We start from the raw sequence: 19,064 nt of genomic DNA on the forward strand, positions 1-19,064 counted from the left end.
GGCCCGAACACCAACTGAACAAACACCAACTGAACAAACACCAACCGAACAGACACCAACCGAACAGGAAGCGGCACGCCAGAGACCCGCTCCTCAGAAGCCGCAGCGACGTCGGGCCAGCAGGCCCGCCGGTCCGCCGCAGGATGCGTCCGAGTCGTCGGTGCGCAGCAGTTCACCGAGTGGCAAGGTTCGCAAGACGACCGGTCTTCCGGTGAAGTCGTCGCCGCTGAGCCGTAAGCCGAAGTCGAAGTCGAGCGATGCGTCGGCCGCGAAGCCATCGGTGGACCTGAACGAGCCCAAAGCCGAGATCGTCGAGTCCGACACCGCCCCGACCGGAACCGAAACCGATTCGGGCGCAGTGCAGTCTTTCGGGTCGACGTCGGTCTCGGCAGGGGAGTCATACCGCAATCGGCGTGCCGGACGCCGCAAGTCGGATCTGCGCGCGGGCCGGGTTCGTCCGGGCCGGTCCGGTGACAGGCCCTCGGTCGACAAAGGTCGCTCACCACGCAGCCGCGGGAATCTGCGTGGACTGGGAATCGTGCTGGCGGCCGTTGTGTCTATCGGGCTGATCGCGGGCATGGTCGTCGCGTCGACCGTGTTCATCACGGGGGCCGACGAGATTGACGAGCGCAACGAATTGTGCGCCGAGTATTCGGCTTTCGCCCGCCAGATGATCACCAACCTGACAACGCTGAACCCCGAGAACATCGACGGCGCCATCAAGACTTTTCAGGACAGCACCAGTGGCAAGGCCATGGAGCAGACCAGCCAGTCGATGGAGCAGACCGTCAACATGATCAAGTCCGAGAACGTCTCGACGAAGGGCACCGTCATCTCACAGGCAGCCACGGTTTGTGAACCAAATGCCGGATCGGTGATCCTGGTGTCGAGCTGGGAGATGAACCAGCCCAACGTTCCTGAGCAGCAGACCGTGTTGCAGACATTCCGATGGAAGCTCGACATGACCCGTATCAACGGACAACTAAAGCTGACCAACTTCGAGTGGGTGACGTAGATGTCCCGCAAATTCTGGTGGTGGGCCGTCTCGGTGCTCACCGTCGTGATCCTGGTAGCCGGGGTGGTCATCACAACGATCGCCGGGTTGAACTACCGCGACGCCACGGCGACCGAGGATGCCCGTGGTGAAGCGCTGGACGCCGGAACCCATACGGCAACAGTGATGTTCGGATACGACCCGGGCAATGTCGCGCAGCAGGTGGAGCAGGCAAAAACGCTGGTCACCGGTGCGGCTGCACAGGAATATGACCAGATCATCACCGACTCGAATCTTGTTGTCGCAGTGAAGGATCAGCAGGTCAAATCCGAGGTGACGATCCAGGAGGCCGGGGTTGTCACCAATACCCGCGACACCGCGCTGATCCTGATCTTCATGAACCAGTCAGTGACCAAGGGCGGCAAAGATGTGGTGGCGATCAACCCCAGTCGGCTGCAGTATTCGATGGAGCGGTCGGGCGGCAAGTGGCTGGTCACCAACATCGACATCATCACCGACGATTCGGTGAAGGCCCAGCTCGCGACCGAGGCCGACAAAGCGGGTGCCTCGACGGTCCCGGCCCCCGCGCCAACGGAATCGTCTGCCCCTGCCCCGGCACCCACCCCCTGACGCAAACGCTCCGGTAATACGAAGACGATCCACAAATATGTGGATCGTCTTCGTATAGGTGGATCGTTTGCGGGAAAGGCCTAGGCGGTGGGGTCGTAGCCCATCGGCAGGATGACGGACTTGTGCTCGACGTAGGACTCGAGACCCTCGGGTCCGTTCTCGCGGCCGATGCCGGAGTTCTTGTAGCCACCGAAGGGTGACCCGGGATCGATGGCGTACCAGTTCACGCCGTAGGTCCCGGTCCGGATCTGGGCCGCGACCTCGAGTCCGCGTTCGACGTCGGCCGTCCACACCGTCCCGGCGAGGCCGTATTCGGAATCGTTGGCGATGGCGATGGCCTCGTCCTCGGTCTCGTAGTCGATGACCGAGATCACCGGGCCGAAGATCTCTTCACGGGCGATGGTCATGTCGTTGGTGACGCCGGTGAAGATGGTGGGGCTCAGGAAGTAACCCGACTCCAGACCCTCCGGTCGGGTGCTCTCGAGGACGGCGGTGGCCCCCGCGTCCTTACCCTGCTGGATGTAGCCCTCGACCTTGGTGCGCTGCTTCTCGGTGATCAGCGGTCCGAGTTGGGCCTCCGGGTCGTCGGGCAGACCCGGCTTGAGGAGTTTGGCGGCCTCGACCATGGCGGCGACGATCTCGTCGCGCTTGGCGCTCGGGACCAGGACGCGGGTCTGGGCGACGCAGGCCTGCCCGGTGTTCATCAGCCCGGTGAATGTGAGCATGCCTGCGATCTCGGCCGGGTTGGCGTCGGCGAGCACGATGGCCGCGGACTTTCCGCCGAGTTCGAGCGAGCAGCGTTTGAGTTGCTCACCGCAGGCGGCGGCGATCGCCCGGCCTGCCGCGGTGGAACCGGTGAAGGTGATCTTGTCGACGTCCGGGTGGGCGACAAGCGCCTTTCCGGTTTCCGGTCCGCCGGGGACCACGGACAGCACCCCTTCGGGCAATCCGGCCTCGGTGAACAGTTCGGCGATGTAGTTGGCCGAAAGCGGGGTTTCGGGTGCGGGCTTGAGGACCACGGAACATCCGGCGGACAGGGCCGGGCCGAGCTTGTTGCAGATCAGGAACAGTGGCACGTTCCATGCGGTGATCGCACCGACCACACCCACGGGTTCACGGGTGATCTGCGACTTGCCGAACAATCCGTCGCGATACTCGAGCCAGTTGTAATTGATTGCAGCCTTGGCATATTCGCGGAGCACACCGGTCGCGGGCAGCTGCTGCAGAGTGCTCACCGCCATCGGTGGCGCGCCCATCTCCGAGGCGACGAGTTCGGCGATCTCCGCGCCGCGCTCATCGATCAGATCGGCGACCCTGGCAACGACGGCTGCCCGATCCTGCGGGGAGGTGTTGCGCCAGACGCCCGATTCGAATGCGGCCCGCGCGGCATTCACCGCGGTGTCGACGTCGGTGGCGTCGGCCAGCGGCGTACTGCCCACGCGCTGCCCGGTGGCCGGCGAGAAGACCTCGAGAATGTCAGCAGAGTGGGCAGGGGTCCAGCGTCCGCCGATCAGCAGTTCGCTGTAGTCGCGCGAAGTGGTTGGTGCCGCGTTGGCGGTGTCCGTCATTGGTCCTCCAGTTGGTGGTTGCCTCTGGGGACCAATGGTAGAACACGTTCCAGTTTTGCGGCAGGAGTCTGGTGCGCTCAGCTGGTGGGGCGGGCGTCGATGACAACCTCGAACTCGAGGAGGCTCGCGCCGGAGGCAACCGGATTCTTGTTCTCGCCTGCGTGGGCCGCACGGGCCGGGCCGGCCGCCCAGGCCGCGAAGTCTTCTTCGGTCTCCCACTGGGTGACCACGAAATAGCGGTCCTCGCCCTTCACCGGACGCAGCAGCTGGAATCCGAGAAAGCCCTTGGAGCCGTCGACGGTATGGGCGCGCTGGGCGAACCGCTTCTCCAGTTCGGGGCCGGCGCCCTCGGGGACAGAAATCGCGTTGATCTTCACAATTGCCATGTCGCTCACCCTACTGCCGTCGATTGCGGCAGTGAACCCCGTGAACGCACAGCAGGCCGTCGGGCGAACGGCGGTGACGGATATCCCTGACGGAGCGGTCATCGCAGCTACTGTTCTACCTCGTGAGCGCTGACATCGGATTCATCGACTACGGCGGAAGGCCGGACGGAGCGCCCATAGTCCTGCTGCACGGACTCATGGGCCGGGGGAGGACCTGGCGGCGCCAGATCCCGTGGTTGCGCGGCTATGGCCGGGTCTTCACCTACGACGCCGCCTGTCACCGTGGTGCCGACGAAGCGCTGCCTGCCGGTCCCGAGGAACTGTGCACGGAACGCTTTGTCGCGGATCTGGCCGAGATCCTCACCTGGATCGACATGGGTCCCGCGGTTCTGATCGGCCATTCGATGGGCGGGCTACATGCGTGGTGCACGGCGGCGGAGTACCCGGAATTGGTGTCGGCGTTGGTGATCGAGGACATGGCGCCCGACTTCCGTGGCCGTACCACCGCCGGCTGGGAGCCGTGGTTCTCGTCCTGGCCGCAGCGTTTCGATTCACTTGAGCAGGCGCAGAAGATGTTCGGTGAGGTCGCCGGCCGGTACTTCTACGAGGCATTCGACGACGGTGCCCTACATGGCCGTCTGGAGGTATGGGCCGAGATAGCCGAAGAGTGGGGTCGGCGGGACTTCTGGCAACAGTGGCAGGCCGTCGAGGTCCCCGCCCTGTTGATCGAGGCACAGAACAGTGTGACCCCCGATGGTCAGATGGCGAAGATGGCTGCTGCGGCGGACAATTCGATCCTGTTGCAGGTTGCCGGCTCCGACCACCTTGTCCACGACTCCGCGCCCGACGAGTACCGGGGCGCGGTGGAAGCCTTCCTCTGTGGTCTGCAGAGCACCGTGATCGGTCGCCGTCCGGGAGTTCAGGTCCCTTCGCCCGCCAGGGCATAACGGCCGTCGGAGGTGATCTCGGCCAGGCCGTCGACCAGGAGTGAATCGAGGGCGCGGTCGCGTTGAGCGGTATCGGTGGTCCACACGATGTCGAGTGCGGCCCGAGGTACCGGAATGGCGCTGTCGCGCAACACGTCCAACAACAGTCCGCGAACCTGTCGGTCCGTGCCCGCGAACTTCTGCACCTTGCGCACCGGGCCGGTGTGGGCGGGCGATCCGGTCGCCACCCAGAGGCAGTCTGTCAGTGGGCAACTCTGGCACCTCGGATTCTTGGCGACGCACACCAACGCACCCAGTTCCATCAAGGCAGCCGAAAACCTGGGTGCCCGGGCGTCATCGGGCAAAAGTGCCTGCGCATCGATCAGATCTGATCGCGCCGGGTTGCCCGGTTCAGCACGTCCGTGCACCGCTCGCGCGATGACTCTGCGGACATTGGTGTCGACCACCGGCACCGACTGCCCGTATGCGAAGCACGCAATCGCCCGCGCCGTGTAGTCGCCGATGCCGGGCAGAGTCAGCAGGACGTCGACGTCCGCGGGAACGATGTCCCCGTGTTCGGCGGCCAGCACGGCCGAGCAGGCATGCAGTCGCATCGCGCGTCGTGGGTAGCCGAGCTTGCCCCAGGCCCGCACCACCTCACCCACCGGGGTCGCCGCCATGGCAGAGGGCACCGGCCACCGCGCCACCCACTGTTCCCAGATCGGAGCCACCCTCGACACCGGGGTCTGTTGCAGCATGATTTCGCTGATCAGGATGTGCCAGGCGCTCACGTCCGGCGCCCGCCAGGGCAGGTCTCGTTCGGCCCGGTCGAACCAGGAAAGGAGCTTGCCCGGCGAAACAGAACCGGACAAGGGCAGAATGTCAGTCATGTCCCCAACTACTCCGGCTCAAGCATGGAAGAACCTGCGCGAAGGCAACGAACGTTTTGTGGCAGGCAAGTCGAATCATCCCAGTCAGGGTATCGAGGATCGTGCGCGTCTGGCGGCAGGGCAGCACCCGCAGGCAGTCCTGTTCGGATGCGCTGATTCGCGGGTCGCTGCAGAGATCATCTTCGATCAGGGCCTCGGCTCGATGTTCGTCGTCCGGACCGCCGGGCACGTCATCGACTCAGCGGTCCTCGGTTCGATCGAATACGCCGTCGAGGTACTCGATGTGCCCCTGATCGCGATCCTCGGACACGACAGCTGTGGTGCGGTCAAGGCCACCCTCGACGCGCTCGATGACCTGCAGATCCCGGGCGGATTCATTCGGGACGTGGTGGAACGGGTGACCCCGAGCATCCTCGCCGGTCGCAGTGAAGGGCTCACCCGCGTCGATGAATTCGAGGCGCGTCACGTCAAGGAGACCGGGCGTCTGCTGATGCAGCGCAGCCGGATCATCTCCGAAAAGGTCGAGAGCGGACGGGTCGGTATCGTCGGCCTCACCTACGAGCTCGCCGAAGGTGCGGTCAGCGTACGGGGAACACTCGGCGAACTCGGCGACGATCCGGCCATGCCCAGCCTGGCTTCCTGAGCGGCGGATCGCGGTCAACTGAGACCTCCCGCACAGCATCGTCTCGCGACACGCCGCCCGAGGTCAGACAGCCGGTGGCACACTCCCATTAGCGTCGGGGTGTGTTGGATCCTCAGGGCCCCCTGCCACCGGAAATTTACTGGCGTCGACGTGCACTCGCAGTCGGTGTGCTGGTGGTTGTGCTCGCGGTCGTCGTGGGTCTGATCTTCTTGGTCACGGGCGGCGACGACAGTAACAAGAACACCGCGAACGGCACCGACCTCTCCAGCTCGTCGAGTTACGTCCTTCCGTCGGCATACAGCGATTCGGGTTCGGAGTCGGCGAGCCCCAGTTCGGGTTCCGGCGGCGGCGGCGGCGAAGCTGCGCCTGGGGGCCCGGACGCTTCGGCAGCGTCTGGCGCACCCGGTGGCACACCGGCAGGTGCCCCGGCCGGTGAGACCCCGGCCCCGGTGCCGGCCAGCGGCCTGTGCCCCGATCAGAACATCTCGGTTGTCCTCTACACCGACAAGCCCGCCTACACAGAGGGTGAGCAGCCGATCTTCACGATCGCGGTCACCAACGCCGGACTCTCCGAGTGCACCCGGGACGTCGGCAAGGCGATGCAGAGCGTGACCGTCCTGAACCTCGCCGGTGATCGCCGGATCTGGGCGTCGGGTGACTGCGCCCCGGTGGCAGGCGTCAACAACCAACTCCTCAAGCCGGGCCAGCAGGTGCAGGACACCATCCAGTGGTCGGGCACCACCAGTACCCCGGGTTGTGAGTCCCCACGCGAGCCAGTGGTTCCGGGTGCCTACCAGGCCGTCGCCAGGATCGGCGAGAAGGCCAGCGCACCAATCACATTCAACATCGACCGGGTCAACGCGCAGTAGCGCCGACAGATCCAGCCTCTTCCGGGCGTGTAGTTGCGCCGGGACGAATGTTCTCAGTCGAACAAACGCCGGAAGACGTTGGTGTCAGCCAGGTCGAGCACCTCATCGCCTCGACCCGACAGGATGGTCCTCAGCGCGTACAGGGTGAAACCCTTCGCCTGGGCGGCCGTCACGGTCGGCGGTATGGACAGCTCCTGGCGGGCGGTCACCACATCGAGCAATGCGGGACCGTCGTGGCTCAGGGTCTGTTTGACCGCGGCCTCGAGGTCTTCGGGCTGTTCGACCCTGATGCCCTGAATGCCCAGCGCCCGAGCAAGTTCTGCGAAATCCGGATTGTCCAGCTCGGTCCCGAAGTTCACGATTCCGGCGGCCTTCATCTCCAACTCGACGAAGTTGAGCGACGAGTTGTTGAACACCACGATCTTGATGGGCAACTTGTGCTGGCGGATGGTCAGCAGCTCACCGAGCAGCATGGCCAGGCCACCGTCGCCGGAGAACGTGATCACCTGACGCCCCGGGAACGCGCTCTGGGCACCGATCGCGTGGGGGATCGCGTTGGCCATCGTGCCATGGGCGAACGAACCGATGAGGCGGCGGCGCCCGTTCATCGTCAGGTAGCGCGCCGCCCAGACCACCGGTGATCCGACGTCGGGTATGAATACGGCATCCTCGGAGGCGTTGTCGTTCACCAGCTTTGCCAGATACTGCGGATGAATGGGACGACGGTTGCGGTCATTCGTCGCGAGGGCGTCCAGGTCGGTGCGAGCCTTGCGGTAGTGGGCGACCGACGCTTCGAGATGTTCGGTGTCGGCGTGCTTCGCGAGCATCGGCAGCAGGGCGTCGATCGTGTCCTTGACGCTGCCGACCAATCCGACGTCGATCGGGGTACGCCTACCGAGCTGCTCACCGCGGATGTCGACCTGAATGATCTTGGCCTTTTCGGGAAGGAACTGCTGGTACGGGAAATCGGTACCCAACATCAGCAGGGTGTCGCACTTCTCCATCGCGCGATAACCCGAGGCGAACCCCAGCAGACCGGTCATGCCCACGTCGTACGGATTGTCGTATTCGATGAACTCCTTGCCGCGCAGGGCATGCACGATCGGCGCCTGCAGGGTCTTGGCGATCGCGAGCAACTGCTCATGTGCGCCCTCGACGCCGGCTCCCCCGAGAATGGTCACCCGTTCCGCGGAGTTGAGGACAGATGCCGCGTCGTGGAGCTGATCGTCGGTCGGACGCGTGATGCGGGGGATATGGCGGATGGGAGCCGAACGCCTGCGCCCGGAGCTCTTCTTCAGAAAGATCTCACCGGGGATGACGACTACGGCGACCCCGCGCTTCTCGATCGCGGTCCGCATCGCGATCTCCAGCACCCGGGGCAACTGCTCCGGCACACTGATCAGCTCGTTGTAGACACTGCATTCGTTGAAGAGCTGCTCGGGGTGCGTCTCCTGAAAATAAGTACTGCCGATCTCGGCCGCCGGTATCTGAGCCGCGATGGCCAAGACGGGTACGCGACTACGGTTCGCGTCGAACAGCCCATTGATCAGGTGGAGGTTGCCGGGCCCGCAGCTACCGACGCAGACCGCCAACTCGCCGGTGAGTGCGGCGTCGGCGGCCGCCGCGAACGCCGCCGCCTCCTCGTGTCGTACGTGCTTCCACTCGACGGTCCCGGCGCGGCGGATGGCGTCGGTGAACCCGTTGAGCGAGTCCCCCGGTAGGCCGTAGACCCGCTCGACGCCGGATGAATGGATGACGTCGACGACTGTGTCCGCGATGGTGGCCATGAACCCAGGGTAGGTGGTCGAAGGATGCGCCGACGAGGCGTTCGCTGAGGACCTCAGTCGAAACGTTCGATACTCGACTCGGCCAGCCGGGACAGTCCCTCGCGGATGTGCCGGGCCCAGATGCTGCCGATGCCCTCGACGGCCTGCAGATCGGCCGCGGTCGCCGCGAGCAGCGCCTGCAGGGTGCCGTAGCTGCGCACGAGTCGATCGATGTGGGCGAACTGCAGTCGGGGGATCCGGGCCAGGAGCCGGTATCCGCGCGGGCTCATCGCGGTGTCCTGTGCGTCGACCGTGTCCGGGTAACCGAAGGCGCGAGCGAGTGCGGTCAGGTCGAGAAGGTCGGCGTCGGTGAGCTTTTCGATGGCGGCAAGTGCCTGTTCGACCTCTTGTGTGCTGGCGGGTTCAGGGCTGGCGAAGTAGTCGCGAACCACGAGTTCGCGCGCAGAGTCGTTGTCGCCAACGAGTTCTTCGAGCTGCAGGCTGAGCTGTCGGCCGTTCACGCCGAGTTCGACGACGTAGTATTCGATCTCTTCGGAGACGCGTCGGACCATCTCCAGGCGCTGGACCACGGTCATCGCATCGCGCAGGGTGACGTAATCCTCGATCTCCGAACGCGAGAGCTGTGCGCTGACCTCGTCCAGGCGCGTCTTGTATCGCTCGAGCGTGGCCACAGCCAGGTTCGCGCGCGAGAGGATGGCATCCGAACCCTCGACCACGTACCGGATCCCGTCGACATACACGGAGACGATCGACATGGACGCACTCACCGAGATCACCGGATACCTGGTCTGGATGGCGGTGCGCTCAGCACTGCGGTGCCGGGTACCGGATTCCTCGGTCGGAATCGACGGGTCCGGAACCAGCTGCACATTGGCCCGGACGATCCGGGCGCCGTCGGTCGACAGAACCACGGCGCCATCCATCTTCGACAGCTCTCGCAGCCTGGTCGGCGCGAACGCCACGTCGAGGTCGAAGCCACCCGCACAGATGCTCTCGACCTCGGGATCGTGCCCGAGGACGATGAGAGCGCCGGTCCGGCCGCGCAGGATGCGTTCAAGGCCATCTCGTAGAGGAGTGCCGGGTGCGAGCCGGGCGATCGTGGTGCGGAGCAGATCGGAGGCCGGAACCTCTGGCATGAGGCGCCTTTCTGTAGTAACGCAAGTGCACACTAGATTAGCTGTCTGTGAAAACATCCTTTGTTCTGCCCGATGAGCTCGTCGCCGCAGTCCGGTCGCCCCGCGCCCCGGCGTTCGGTGAGAAGCTGCGCGCTCATTACCCCATGTGCTTCGGCTGCAGTGAGACCGTGCCGCACGGGCTGCACATGGTGGCCACCGCAGGCGAGGGTGCCGCGGTCACCGCGCGCATGCAGGTCGACCCCCGTTTCGAGGGCGGCCCCGGCGTCATCCACGGTGGCATCCTGTCGGCCGCATTCGATGAAGCGCTCGGTATGACGCACTGGATGATCGGATTCGCGGCGGTGACCGCGCATCTGGAGATCGACTTCGCCAAGCCGATCCCGCTGGGCAGCGAACTGCGGATCGAGGCGGTGGCCCACGGGACCGTGCGGCGCAAGATCTACACCAGTGGCATCGCGTATCTCAGCGACAACACCGTGCCCGTCGCAGCCGCGCACGCGATGTATGTCCGGATCGATCCGGCCGAGCACTTCAAGGACAGCTATGCGGACAGCGGCGCGGCGGACGAGTTCGCCGAAAGTCTTGCGCGTAAGGCAGAGCGCAGACGGCGTGCCGAATCGTCAGAATGAGAACGGACCGGCCGGACCTTTGAGTGCCGCGCGCATGGCCGTCTGAAGATCGGCGACCTGCGTGATCTTGATGCCCGACGGCAGATCGAGGGAACCGGCGGGCACGATTGCGTGTTTGAAGCCCAGCCGCTTCGCCTCTGCCACCCGCCGTCCGACCCCGGCCACCCGGCGTACCTCGCCGGCCAGACCGATCTCACCGAGGGCCACCATCGAGCCCGGCAACGAGCGTTGGGCGAGAATGGAACTGAGCGCAAGAGCCACCGACAGGTCAGCGGCGGGTTCGCTGATCTTCATGCCGCCGACGGTTGCGACGTAGACGTCCTGGTCGTAGGTCGGGAGGTTGGCCCGGGCCGCGCAGACAGCCAGAATCATTGCCACCCTTGCCGAATCGAGCCCGACAACGGCCCGACGCGGATTGGCCAGGCTCGACTTCGAGACCAGTGCCTGGACTTCTCCGAGTAGCGGCCGCTTGCCGTCCATCGCCACGGTGATGGCGGTGCCCGCGACCCCGATGTCGCGGTGGTGCAAGAACAGTTCGGACGGATCGGTGACCTCGTGGATGCCGTCTTCGCGTTGCTCGAAACAACCGACCTCGTCGGCCGATCCGAAGCGGTTCTTGATTCCGCGGACCATGCGCAGGGGTGAGTGTTTGTCGCCCTCGAAGGACAGCACGACGTCCACCAGGTGTTCCAGCGAACGAGGTCCGGCCACGGTGCCGTCTTTGGTGACGTGCCCGACGAGGATGACGGCGATCCCGGCGTTCTTGGCCAGGGATGTCAAAGCTGTTGTCACTGCCCGGATCTGGGTGACACCGCCGTTCACACCGTCGACATTCTGGGCGATCATCGTCTGCACGGAGTCGACCACCATCAGCGACGGCATCACCGCCTCGGCATGACCGAGGACCGCGCCGAGGTCGGTTTCGGCAGCGAGGTAGATCTCGTCGTGGACGGCGCCGGTGCGTTCGGCGCGGAGCCGAACCTGTCCGGCGGACTCTTCTCCGGTGACGTAGAGCGCCCGACGGCCTTGCAGCGCCCACTGTTTGACGGCCTCGAGCAACAGGGTGGACTTGCCGACACCGGGTTCTCCGGCGAGGAGCAGGACCGAGCCCGGAACGATGCCCTTGCCCAGTACCCGGTCGAATTCACCGATGCCGGTGGGGAAGGCAGCCGCGTTGGTCGCGTCGATCTGTGTCATGGGCCGAGCCGGCTGGCTGGGAATGGTTGCGACGGTGGCGGATTTACCGCCGCCGATCCCGGAGCTGCCAACGGTTGCCAGGGCGGCTTCGCTCACCGAGCCCCATTCACCGCATTCCGGGCAGCGGCCAACCCATTTCGCGACCTGGTATCCGCAGGCGCTGCACCGATATGTCGACTTCTGTTTGGCCACCGGCTGACTCTAGCCAGCGGGTCCGACAACGCCGCGGCAGACCCGGATACGAAAGAGGGCCACGGCGATTGCCGTGGCCCTCTTTCACATGCTGATGGTGACCGAATGCTAGTGGTCGCCGCCCACTTCGACGTGGTCCGCGTCGATGCCGCGCGGATGGTCTTGCCGCGGCAAGATGGGGCCGGCGTCGATCGGGACCTCGATGGTGGTCTCGCCTGCCTTCTCGAACTTGAAGACCAGTGGGAACGTGAGACCGGGCGTGAGGGTCTTGGACTCACCCTGCACGGTCACGGTGACCCACTTCTCGTTCGGATTGACAGGGTCGAGGCTCGTGCCGAGCACCTCGGCAGGTTTGCCCGCCCGCAGCATGCCGAGGGGAGCGATCGTGGTCTCTCCCTCGATCGTCACCGTGCCCTTGCCGTCGGGGAAGGAGATGCTCTCGAGTTTGTCGGAGGTGTCGGGCGACTCGTTGGCGATCAGGAATGCCAACTCGAGCGGTCCACCGTTGGTGAACTGCTCGGTGATTCCGTCTTTCGGGTAGACAACGTGCACGTTGCGCAACGCCATCGCTCCGGCGTTGATCTCGTTGCCGTTGATGGCAGGCGCCTGATCGGGCGTCTGGGCGATCTGGCCCGCGCCGCACGCGGTGGTGCCGATCAGCAGGCCTGCGGCGATGGCTGCGGTGGCGAGGATCGTTCCCACTCGACCACGCCGGGCCGATTCTTTCTGCACTGACACCGGTTTTCCTCCGAGATAGGTCCTGATGCGACGCTCGCCTTGTGTGGCGGCCACGCAGGTACTCGAACCAGCGCCCACCAAAATCCACAATGCGTGCACTACGCAGCGTAGTGGGCGACCGTCGGGAAATCCCGGTCGGGTCGCGAAAACGGTTCGTTTCGCATCGACCTTCAAACTGGCATGATGATTCTCATGAGTGAGAATCTGATTTCCACCTCGCGTCCGGCCCAGGTGGGCGGACGGCCGGGGATGGTCCTGCCGGGCCCGGTGTCGTTTGCGTCGGACTTCGGGCTGACGTCGTTTCAGCCGTCGCCGGAACGCTCGGTGCTCCGGGCGACCTTGACCGACAAACTGCGGGACTCCGGTGGGGCGGCCTCGACAGGGGTTCTGATGACCGTTGTCGACATCGTCGCATCGGATCCGGCGTTGATCGCCGCCTCCCCGGATTGGACCGCAACCCAGGATCTGTCGCTCTATGCCGGCGACCCGATCACCCGCGGGCCGATCGTGGCAGACGCAAAGCTGGTCCGGGCAGGCAAGAAGGTGGTGGTGATCTCAGTCGATCTCTACGACGGATGCGGTGTCACCGATTTGCGGACATTGACCGATGACATCGATCGCGGTGCCCACGGGCTCACCCGGGCCGGACGGGCCCTGGTGGTGTTCGCCCGCATCCCGCGGACCGCCGCCGTCGATGCCGATCTGTATTCACCCGCGAAGACGGTGGGGACGATCCGGGAACGCACGCCGATCCCGGTCGACGGCACCGTTTATTCGAGGCTCGGCATGCGGGTCGTCGATGCGGGTGCAGGTGTCCTCGAACTTGACCTCACGCCCTTCGTCGTCAACCAGATCGGCACGATCCAGGGTGGCGCTCTGGCGGTGCTGGCCGAATCCGCGGCCTGTGCCATGCGGCCGGGAATGGTGGCCTGCGACATGCAGATCCACTATCTGTCGCAGGTTCGGGTCGGCCCGGCGCGAGCCCGCGGTGAGGTCGTCCGCGACGCCGGCGACCACAGTGTCGTGGATGTCCGGTTGGTCGACGCGGGTGCAGGCGACACCGTGCTCGCACTCACGACGGTCACACTTCGGCAACATTTGATGCCATAGGCGGTGAAGGGGGGTCCAGGGCGGTCCGGCCGACCGCATCCGCCCCCGCGGCAGGCGTGGTGAACAGGTTCCCAAAATCGGTTGGCAGACGGGGGCTTCGAGTGCCGGAGCCTTCGGAGTTCAGGCGGTGCGGCAGCACACATTTCGGGCGTCGTCAAGACTCCGGATCCTGCCGCGATGCCGCTGACCTGCGCAGTTGACTGATGGCGCGGAACGCACCGTGCTAGACTGGAGAAATCGAAAGGGGCATGGAACATTGAATTTCAAAGTTGGTGACACCGTTGTCTACCCCCATCACGGTGCCGCACTGGTCGAAGACATTGTGACCCGAACCATCAAAGGCGAGGCCGTAGAGTACCTCGTTCTGAAGGTGGCCGATGGTGACATGACAGTTCAGATTCCTTCTACGAAGCTCGAGTACGTAGGAGTCCGCGACGTAGTCGGAGAAGAAGGTCTGGGCAAGGTTTTCGACGTCCTCCGGGCGCCCCACACCGAGGAGCCCACCAACTGGGCTCGCCGGTTCAAGGCAAACCAGGAAAAGTTGATCTCCGGCGACATCATCAAGGTTGCCGAAATCGTTCGCGACCTGTGGCGTCGTGAACAAGATCGTGGACTCTCCGCCGGTGAGAAGCGAATGCTCACCCGCGCTCGTCGCGTTCTTGTCGACGAGCTCTCGCTGGCACAGAACACCAACGACGAGAAGGCTTCGATCATTCTCGACGAGGTTCTCGCCGCCGCTTCCTGAGCGCGTCGCTTGATTCACTGAATGTCTACGGTTGCATTGATCCCGGCCGCAGGTCGCGGAGAGCGACTCGGCATGGGTCTACCCAAAGCGTTTGTCGATCTCGCAGGTCAGAGCATGTTGCACCACTGTGTGCAGGGTGCGCTGGCCAGCGGGGTCGTCGATCGTATCGTCATCGCGGTTCCCGCCGATCTGGTTGACCAGGTCCGGTCCGATTTCCCCGAGGTCACCGTGGTGGCCGGGGGATCAAAGCGTTCGGACTCGGTGAAGGCCGCATTGTCGGCCGCGCCGTCCGATTCTGAAGTGGTGCTGGTGCATGACGCCGCCCGCTGCCTCACCCCCGCATCGTTGTTCTCCGACGTTGTCGACGCTGTCCGATCGGGCGCGTCCGCGGTTGTCCCCACTCTTCCGGTGGCAGACACCATCAAATCCGTCGACCCCGCAGGCATCGTCACCGGGACCGTCGACCGGTCATTGCTGCGTGCGGTGCAGACCCCACAGGGATTCGATTACTCCGTGCTCACCGCTGCCTATGCCGCCGCCGAGACCGATTTCACGGACGACGCAGGTCTCGTCGAATCCCAGGGCTTCGCCGTGCAGACCATTCCGGGCGATCCGCTGGCCTTCAAGATCACCACTGCCTGGGATCTGAACCTGGCGACCTGGCTGCTCACCGATCGGGCCCACGCATGAGGGTGGGTATCGGTACCGACGTCCACCCCATCGAAGTCGGCAGGCCTTGCTGGATGGCCGGACTCCTCTTTTCCGACGCAGACGGATGCGCCGGGCATTCAGACGGCGATGTGGCCGTCCATGCGCTCTGCGACGCGCTGCTGTCCGCAGCAGGCCTCGGAGACCTCGGATCGGTGTTCGGTACCGGGCAGCCGCAGTGGGAGGGCGTCAGTGGTGCCCGGATGCTTGCGCACGTCCGCGAACTCTGCGAAGCCCAGGGATTTGTCGTCGGCAACGCCGCCGTCCAGGTGATCGGCAACCGGCCCAAGATCGGGCCTCGCCGCGCCGAAGCGCAGCAGATACTCAGTGACCTTCTCGGAGGGCCGGTCTCGGTCTCCGCCACCACCACGGACGGTCTCGGATTGACCGGACGGGGCGAGGGCATCGCTGCCGTCGCCACTGCGCTGTTGCTTGACCAGTAGGATTGCCGATCGTGACCCTGCGCCTTTACGACACCGCCGCCCGAGACTTGCGTGAATTCACGCCCATCCGTCCCGGACATGCCTCGGTGTACCTGTGTGGCGCCACCGTCCAGGGTGTTCCGCATATCGGGCACGTCCGCAGCGGTATCGCCTTCGATGTCCTGCGGCGCTGGCTGGCGTACAAGGGCCTCGATGTGGCGTTTGTGCGCAACGTGACCGATATCGACGACAAGATCCTGCGCAAGGCGGCTGATGCCGGTCGTCCCTGGTGGGAATGGGCCGCCACCCACGAACGAGAGTTCACCAAGGCCTACGACCAACTCGGAGTGCTGCCGCCCTCGGCCGAACCGCGCGCCACCGGCTTCATCACGCAGATGGTGGAGTACATGGAACGGCTGATCGAGCGCGGCCACGCCTATGCCTCCGACGGCAACGTGTATTTCGATGTCCTGAGCCTGCCCGATTACGGCTCGCTGTCCGGACACCGCCTCGACGACGTCCACCAGGGTGAGAGTGCCGGCACCGGCAAGCGCGACCCCCGCGACTTCACGCTGTGGAAGTGCGCAAAGCCCGGTGAGCCGTCCTGGCCGACCCCATGGGGTCGCGGGCGTCCCGGCTGGCATCTGGAATGCTCGGCCATGGCCACCTCTCTTCTGGGTTCGGACTTCGATATCCATTGCGGTGGAATGGATTTGATCTTCCCGCATCACGAAAACGAGCAGGCGCAGAGCCATGGCGCCGGCGACCCGTTCGCCCGGTACTGGATGCACAACGGCTGGGTCACCATGGGCGGTGAGAAGATGTCGAAGTCGCTCGGCAACGTGGTCGCCATCCCGGCCATGCTGCAGCGGGTGCGCGCCGTCGAATTGCGTTATTACCTGGGCAGCGCCCACTACCGGTCGATGCTCGAATACTCCGAAGGTGCACTGCAAGAGGCCGCCGCCGGTTACCGGCGCGTGGAATCCTTTGTGCAGCGGACGGTTTCGCGGGCCGGGACAGTCCCGGTTGGCGAGATCACCGACGGATTCGCCGCAGCGCTCGACGACGACCTCGGCGTGCCTTCCGCACTTGCCGAGATCCACGGTGTGGTGCGGATCGGCAACACGGCGCTCGAGTCGGGCGATCACCAGGCCGCCGTGGAAGCGGCCGCATCCGTCCGCGCGATGATGGGTGTGCTCGGAGTCGACCCGTTGGCGCAGAACTGGGCTGATTCCGGTGGCGATGTCGAGACCAAGGCCGCGCTCGACGTGCTCGTCCGGGCCGAGCTACAGCGCCGGACCACGGCCCGTGCCGAAAAGGACTGGACCACCGCAGACGAGGTTCGTGATCGGCTGGCGCGCGCCGGGATCGAAGTCACCGATACACCGGACGGCCCGCAGTGGTCTATGTCCGAAACAAGAGAATCCGTGGAGACGGACCGATGAACGCGGTACCGGGTAAACCGGTCACCGGGGATTACAGCGCATTTCGCGTAAGGTGGGTGGCCTGATGGCCGGCAATTCAAAACGTAAGGGTGCAGTCCGTAAGGGCGGAACCAAAAAAGGACAGACCGTGGGTTCGGGCGGACAACGCCGTCGTGGACTCGAGGCACGGGGGGCAACCCCGAAGGCGACTGAGCGCACGTATCACGCGGCGCACAAGAAGGCCAAGGCCGCAGCCAAGCATTCAGGTGGATCCACCGGTGGACGTGCGCCGCGCGGCAAGCCGACAACCGATGGTCCCGAGTACGTCCTCGGTCGCAATCCCGTTGTCGAGTGCCTGCGTGCCGGCGTCCCGGCCACCGCACTCTATGTGGTCCTCGGAGGCGAGGCCGACGAGCGGGTCACCGAGTCGGTGCAGCTTGCCGCCAACGCGGGTATCTCGATCCTCGAGGTGCAGCGTCCCGAACTGGACCGGATGAGTGCCAACGGCATGCACCAGGGCCTGGCCCTGCAGGTGCCGCCGTACCGTTACGCCCATCCCAGCGACCTGATGCAGCTGGCGATCGACAGTGGTCGTCCGCCGTTGCTGGTCGCGCTCGACAACATCACCGACCCGCGCAACCTCGGTGCGGTGATCCGCTCGGTGGCCGCATTCGGTGGCCACGGCGTGGTGATCCCGGCTCGGCGTAGTGCGTCTGTCACCGCGGTGGCATGGCGGACCAGTGCCGGTGCCGCAGCGCGTCTGCCCGTTGCGCAGGCCACGAATCTGACTCGGACACTGAAGGATTGGGCCGAGTCGGGCGTTCAGCTCGTTGGTCTCGACGCCGATGGGGACGTGACCCTCGACGAGTACGACGGCTCCGGGCCCACCGTGATCGTGGTGGGCTCCGAAGGCAAGGGTCTCTCACGGCTGGTGCGCGAATCGTGCGACTCGATCCTGTCGATCCCGATGGCCGGTGATGTCGAGAGCCTCAACGCCTCGGTCGCCGCGGGTGTTGTGCTCGCCGAGTTCGCTCGCCAGCGCCGCTCCTGACCCCTAGCCCTCCCGATAATGTGCCCTTTTGGCGGGCCCCACCTGGGGTTTTGTTCGCCAAAAGGGCACATTTTCGGTATGCGGTGGAGGCTCTGGTCAGGGTAGGAGCTTGGTCATCGCGATCCGTCCCACGATGCCAACCGCGACGATGATCAGACTCACCACGGTCGTCAGCGCGTCGGTGACCAGACCGGCGACACCGGTGACGATCACGAAGAGCGGGACCCAACCCAGAAGGTGCATGAGCGACGGTGGGCTCACATCTTCGCCGGCTTCCCGGGCCGCGTGAGCGGTGGCGTAATCGGGATAGAACTCGGTGAATGCGATCGCGAAAAAGGTGCCGGCGAGCTGGATGATCCAGCCGGTCCAGAAGTTGTTGTTGTTGTCGAGGACTGCATCACCGATGAACCCGGCGACCGCGGCGACTCCGAATCCGAACACCCAGGCCCACGTGATCACATAGTTGATCCGCAGGAACAGCGGCTGGGTCCAGAGTTCTTCCGGGGTGCCCTCTTTGGCGTACTGCAAGGTGAACGGCTGCCGGATGAGGATCGATCCGAGCGCAAAGGCCACCAGGGCGATATTGGTCATCTCGCCACCCCAGTGTTCCAGCCACTTCACGATGTCGGCCGAGGCGAACTGCGCCAGGACCACCATCGCCGCGAAGTAGGTGAGGTCGAAGACCTCGAGGAACTTCAGTTTGCTGCCGCGCCGATGGCTGCCGAGGACGAGCAGGAGTGAGAGACCGAATGCCGCGGCTGCGGCCTCTTCGAACCGTCCCGGGCCCACGATGAGCGCCATCAGAATCCACGGTGACATTCCCGCAAATGGAGAGTTCAAAAATGCGGTCAGTATTCGCCGGGTTTTCGACAGCTCGACGACGGCAGGCGTCGTCACCGTATTGTCAGAATTGTTTGTCACGAGATGCCAATCTTCTGTTCGGCGGAATATGCCCCGTGATCCTAGCCGCTAATTGCCTGTGCCACACGCGAAATGGATCGTTGAATTAGTCGGCCGAG

At 64.9% G+C, this 19,064-nt stretch carries 20 protein-coding genes; 12 read left to right on the forward strand and 8 right to left on the reverse strand.

All coding sequences use genetic code 11. The features are described from left to right. Positions 1-160: 160 nt before the first annotated feature. Positions 161-1,015 carry an Rv1363c family protein gene (locus AC1D75_RS07060; RefSeq protein WP_495514572.1) on the forward strand — a complete coding sequence of 285 codons (855 nt, stop codon included), beginning with the start codon at positions 161-163 and terminating at the stop codon, positions 1,013-1,015. Then, a complete protein-coding gene (locus AC1D75_RS07065; protein ID WP_495514573.1) occupies positions 1,016-1,624 on the forward strand; it encodes a hypothetical protein in 609 nt (202 codons plus the stop codon). It begins immediately after the preceding gene. Positions 1,625-1,704: 80 nt separating this feature from the next. Here the strand turns inward: AC1D75_RS07065 and AC1D75_RS07070 are convergent, their stop codons facing one another. Next, a complete protein-coding gene (locus tag AC1D75_RS07070; protein WP_495514574.1) occupies positions 1,705-3,192 on the reverse strand; it encodes an aldehyde dehydrogenase in 1,488 nt (495 codons plus the stop codon). Positions 3,193-3,269: 77 nt separating this feature from the next. Then, positions 3,270-3,578 carry an antibiotic biosynthesis monooxygenase family protein gene (locus tag AC1D75_RS07075; protein ID WP_495514575.1) on the reverse strand — a complete coding sequence of 103 codons (309 nt, stop codon included), beginning with the start codon at positions 3,576-3,578 and terminating at the stop codon, positions 3,270-3,272. A gap of 122 nt (positions 3,579-3,700) precedes the next feature. On the opposite strand from AC1D75_RS07075, the gene AC1D75_RS07080 reads away from it, so the two are divergent. Beyond that, positions 3,701-4,525, forward strand: a complete 825-nt coding sequence (locus tag AC1D75_RS07080; RefSeq protein WP_495514576.1) for an alpha/beta fold hydrolase — start codon at positions 3,701-3,703, stop codon at positions 4,523-4,525. Here the strand turns inward: AC1D75_RS07080 and AC1D75_RS07085 are convergent. After that, positions 4,498-5,394, reverse strand: a complete 897-nt coding sequence (locus AC1D75_RS07085) for an HhH-GPD family protein (RefSeq protein WP_495514577.1) — start codon at positions 5,392-5,394, stop codon at positions 4,498-4,500. The two genes, AC1D75_RS07080 and AC1D75_RS07085, sit on opposite strands and share 28 nt — an antisense overlap. On the opposite strand from AC1D75_RS07085, the gene AC1D75_RS07090 reads away from it, so the two are divergent. Both AC1D75_RS07090 and AC1D75_RS07095 read left to right on the forward strand, forming a co-directional pair. After that, positions 5,393-6,037, forward strand: coding sequence for a carbonic anhydrase (locus tag AC1D75_RS07090; protein WP_495514578.1), 645 nt, complete (start codon positions 5,393-5,395; stop codon positions 6,035-6,037). The two genes, AC1D75_RS07085 and AC1D75_RS07090, sit on opposite strands and share 2 nt — an antisense overlap. 101 nt (positions 6,038-6,138) lie before the next feature. Then, positions 6,139-6,906: a hypothetical protein gene (locus AC1D75_RS07095; protein WP_495514579.1), complete on the forward strand. Its 768-nt coding sequence runs from the start codon at positions 6,139-6,141 to the stop codon at positions 6,904-6,906. A 53-nt stretch (positions 6,907-6,959) separates the two neighbouring features. On the opposite strand, the gene poxB is transcribed toward AC1D75_RS07095, so the two are convergent. Together poxB and disA are read right to left on the reverse strand one after the other, a co-directional pair. Then, the gene (poxB, locus tag AC1D75_RS07100; protein ID WP_495514580.1) at positions 6,960-8,693 is read right to left on the reverse strand and encodes a ubiquinone-dependent pyruvate dehydrogenase; all 1,734 of its coding nucleotides are present in this window, start codon (positions 8,691-8,693) and stop codon (positions 6,960-6,962) included. Positions 8,694-8,746: 53 nt separating this feature from the next. Then, positions 8,747-9,829, reverse strand: a complete 1,083-nt coding sequence (gene disA, locus AC1D75_RS07105) for a DNA integrity scanning diadenylate cyclase DisA (RefSeq protein ID WP_495514581.1) — start codon at positions 9,827-9,829, stop codon at positions 8,747-8,749. 47 nt (positions 9,830-9,876) lie between these two features. Here disA and AC1D75_RS07110 point away from each other — a divergent pair, with 47 nt between their 5' ends. Then, the gene (locus tag AC1D75_RS07110; protein WP_495514582.1) at positions 9,877-10,458 is read left to right on the forward strand and encodes a PaaI family thioesterase; all 582 of its coding nucleotides are present in this window, start codon (positions 9,877-9,879) and stop codon (positions 10,456-10,458) included. Here the strand turns inward: AC1D75_RS07110 and radA are convergent. Both radA and AC1D75_RS07120 read right to left on the reverse strand, forming a co-directional pair. After that, entirely contained in the window at positions 10,450-11,847 is a 1,398-nt protein-coding gene (radA, locus tag AC1D75_RS07115) for a DNA repair protein RadA (RefSeq protein ID WP_495514583.1), read from the reverse strand. The two genes, AC1D75_RS07110 and radA, sit on opposite strands and share 9 nt — an antisense overlap. A gap of 108 nt (positions 11,848-11,955) precedes the next feature. Continuing rightward, a complete protein-coding gene (locus AC1D75_RS07120) occupies positions 11,956-12,585 on the reverse strand; it encodes a copper chaperone PCu(A)C domain-containing protein (protein WP_495514584.1) in 630 nt (209 codons plus the stop codon). Positions 12,586-12,777: 192 nt separating this feature from the next. Between AC1D75_RS07120 and AC1D75_RS07125 the strand changes: the two genes are divergently transcribed. The 6 genes from AC1D75_RS07125 (at position 12,778) to rlmB (ending at position 18,045) form a co-directional block, all read left to right on the forward strand. Then, positions 12,778-13,695, forward strand: a complete 918-nt coding sequence (locus AC1D75_RS07125; RefSeq protein WP_495514585.1) for a PaaI family thioesterase — start codon at positions 12,778-12,780, stop codon at positions 13,693-13,695. A gap of 256 nt (positions 13,696-13,951) precedes the next feature. Further along, on the forward strand, positions 13,952-14,440 hold the full coding sequence (locus AC1D75_RS07130) for a CarD family transcriptional regulator (protein ID WP_020107769.1): 489 nt from the start codon (positions 13,952-13,954) through the stop codon (positions 14,438-14,440). Positions 14,441-14,461: 21 nt separating this feature from the next. Further along, entirely contained in the window at positions 14,462-15,130 is a 669-nt protein-coding gene (gene ispD, locus AC1D75_RS07135) for a 2-C-methyl-D-erythritol 4-phosphate cytidylyltransferase (RefSeq protein ID WP_495514586.1), read from the forward strand. Further along, positions 15,127-15,591: a 2-C-methyl-D-erythritol 2,4-cyclodiphosphate synthase gene (gene ispF / locus AC1D75_RS07140; protein ID WP_495514587.1), complete on the forward strand. Its 465-nt coding sequence runs from the start codon at positions 15,127-15,129 to the stop codon at positions 15,589-15,591. The genes ispD and ispF overlap by 4 nt, the downstream gene beginning before the upstream one ends. An 11-nt stretch (positions 15,592-15,602) precedes the next feature. Further along, positions 15,603-17,015 (forward strand): cysteine--tRNA ligase, encoded by a 1,413-nt coding sequence (gene cysS / locus AC1D75_RS07145; RefSeq protein WP_495514588.1) that lies wholly within the window; start codon positions 15,603-15,605, stop codon positions 17,013-17,015. Positions 17,016-17,079: 64 nt separating this feature from the next. Continuing rightward, complete coding sequence (rlmB, locus tag AC1D75_RS07150; protein ID WP_482135810.1) at positions 17,080-18,045, forward strand: 23S rRNA (guanosine(2251)-2'-O)-methyltransferase RlmB; 966 nt, start codon at positions 17,080-17,082, stop codon at positions 18,043-18,045. Positions 18,046-18,141: 96 nt separating this feature from the next. Here rlmB and AC1D75_RS07155 read toward each other — a convergent pair whose 3' ends face one another. Next, the gene (locus AC1D75_RS07155) at positions 18,142-18,966 is read right to left on the reverse strand and encodes a hypothetical protein (RefSeq protein ID WP_495514589.1); all 825 of its coding nucleotides are present in this window, start codon (positions 18,964-18,966) and stop codon (positions 18,142-18,144) included. Positions 18,967-19,064: the final 98 nt, after the last annotated feature.

It is taken from the genome of Williamsia sp. Y712 (assembly GCF_059445525.1).

Bases quoted from the DNA above. Each gene is read 5' to 3' on its own strand.
- AC1D75_RS07085 (WP_495514577.1), bottom strand. From the start codon at position 5,394: ATGACTGACATTCTGCCCTTGTCCGGTTCTGTTTCGCCGGGCAAGCTC.
- AC1D75_RS07090 (WP_495514578.1), top strand. From the start codon at position 5,393: ATGTCCCCAACTACTCCGGCTCAAGCATGGAAGAACCTGCGCGAAGGC.
- ispD (WP_495514586.1), top strand. From the start codon at position 14,462: ATGTCTACGGTTGCATTGATCCCGGCCGCAGGTCGCGGAGAGCGACTC.
- rlmB (WP_482135810.1), top strand. From the start codon at position 17,080: ATGGCCGGCAATTCAAAACGTAAGGGTGCAGTCCGTAAGGGCGGAACC.
- ispF (WP_495514587.1), top strand. From the start codon at position 15,127: ATGAGGGTGGGTATCGGTACCGACGTCCACCCCATCGAAGTCGGCAGG.
- poxB (WP_495514580.1), bottom strand. From the start codon at position 8,693: ATGGCCACCATCGCGGACACAGTCGTCGACGTCATCCATTCATCCGGC.
- disA (WP_495514581.1), bottom strand. From the start codon at position 9,829: ATGCCAGAGGTTCCGGCCTCCGATCTGCTCCGCACCACGATCGCCCGG.
- AC1D75_RS07065 (WP_495514573.1), top strand. From the start codon at position 1,016: ATGTCCCGCAAATTCTGGTGGTGGGCCGTCTCGGTGCTCACCGTCGTG.
- AC1D75_RS07070 (WP_495514574.1), bottom strand. From the start codon at position 3,192: ATGACGGACACCGCCAACGCGGCACCAACCACTTCGCGCGACTACAGC.
- AC1D75_RS07125 (WP_495514585.1), top strand. From the start codon at position 12,778: ATGAGTGAGAATCTGATTTCCACCTCGCGTCCGGCCCAGGTGGGCGGA.
- AC1D75_RS07075 (WP_495514575.1), bottom strand. From the start codon at position 3,578: ATGGCAATTGTGAAGATCAACGCGATTTCTGTCCCCGAGGGCGCCGGC.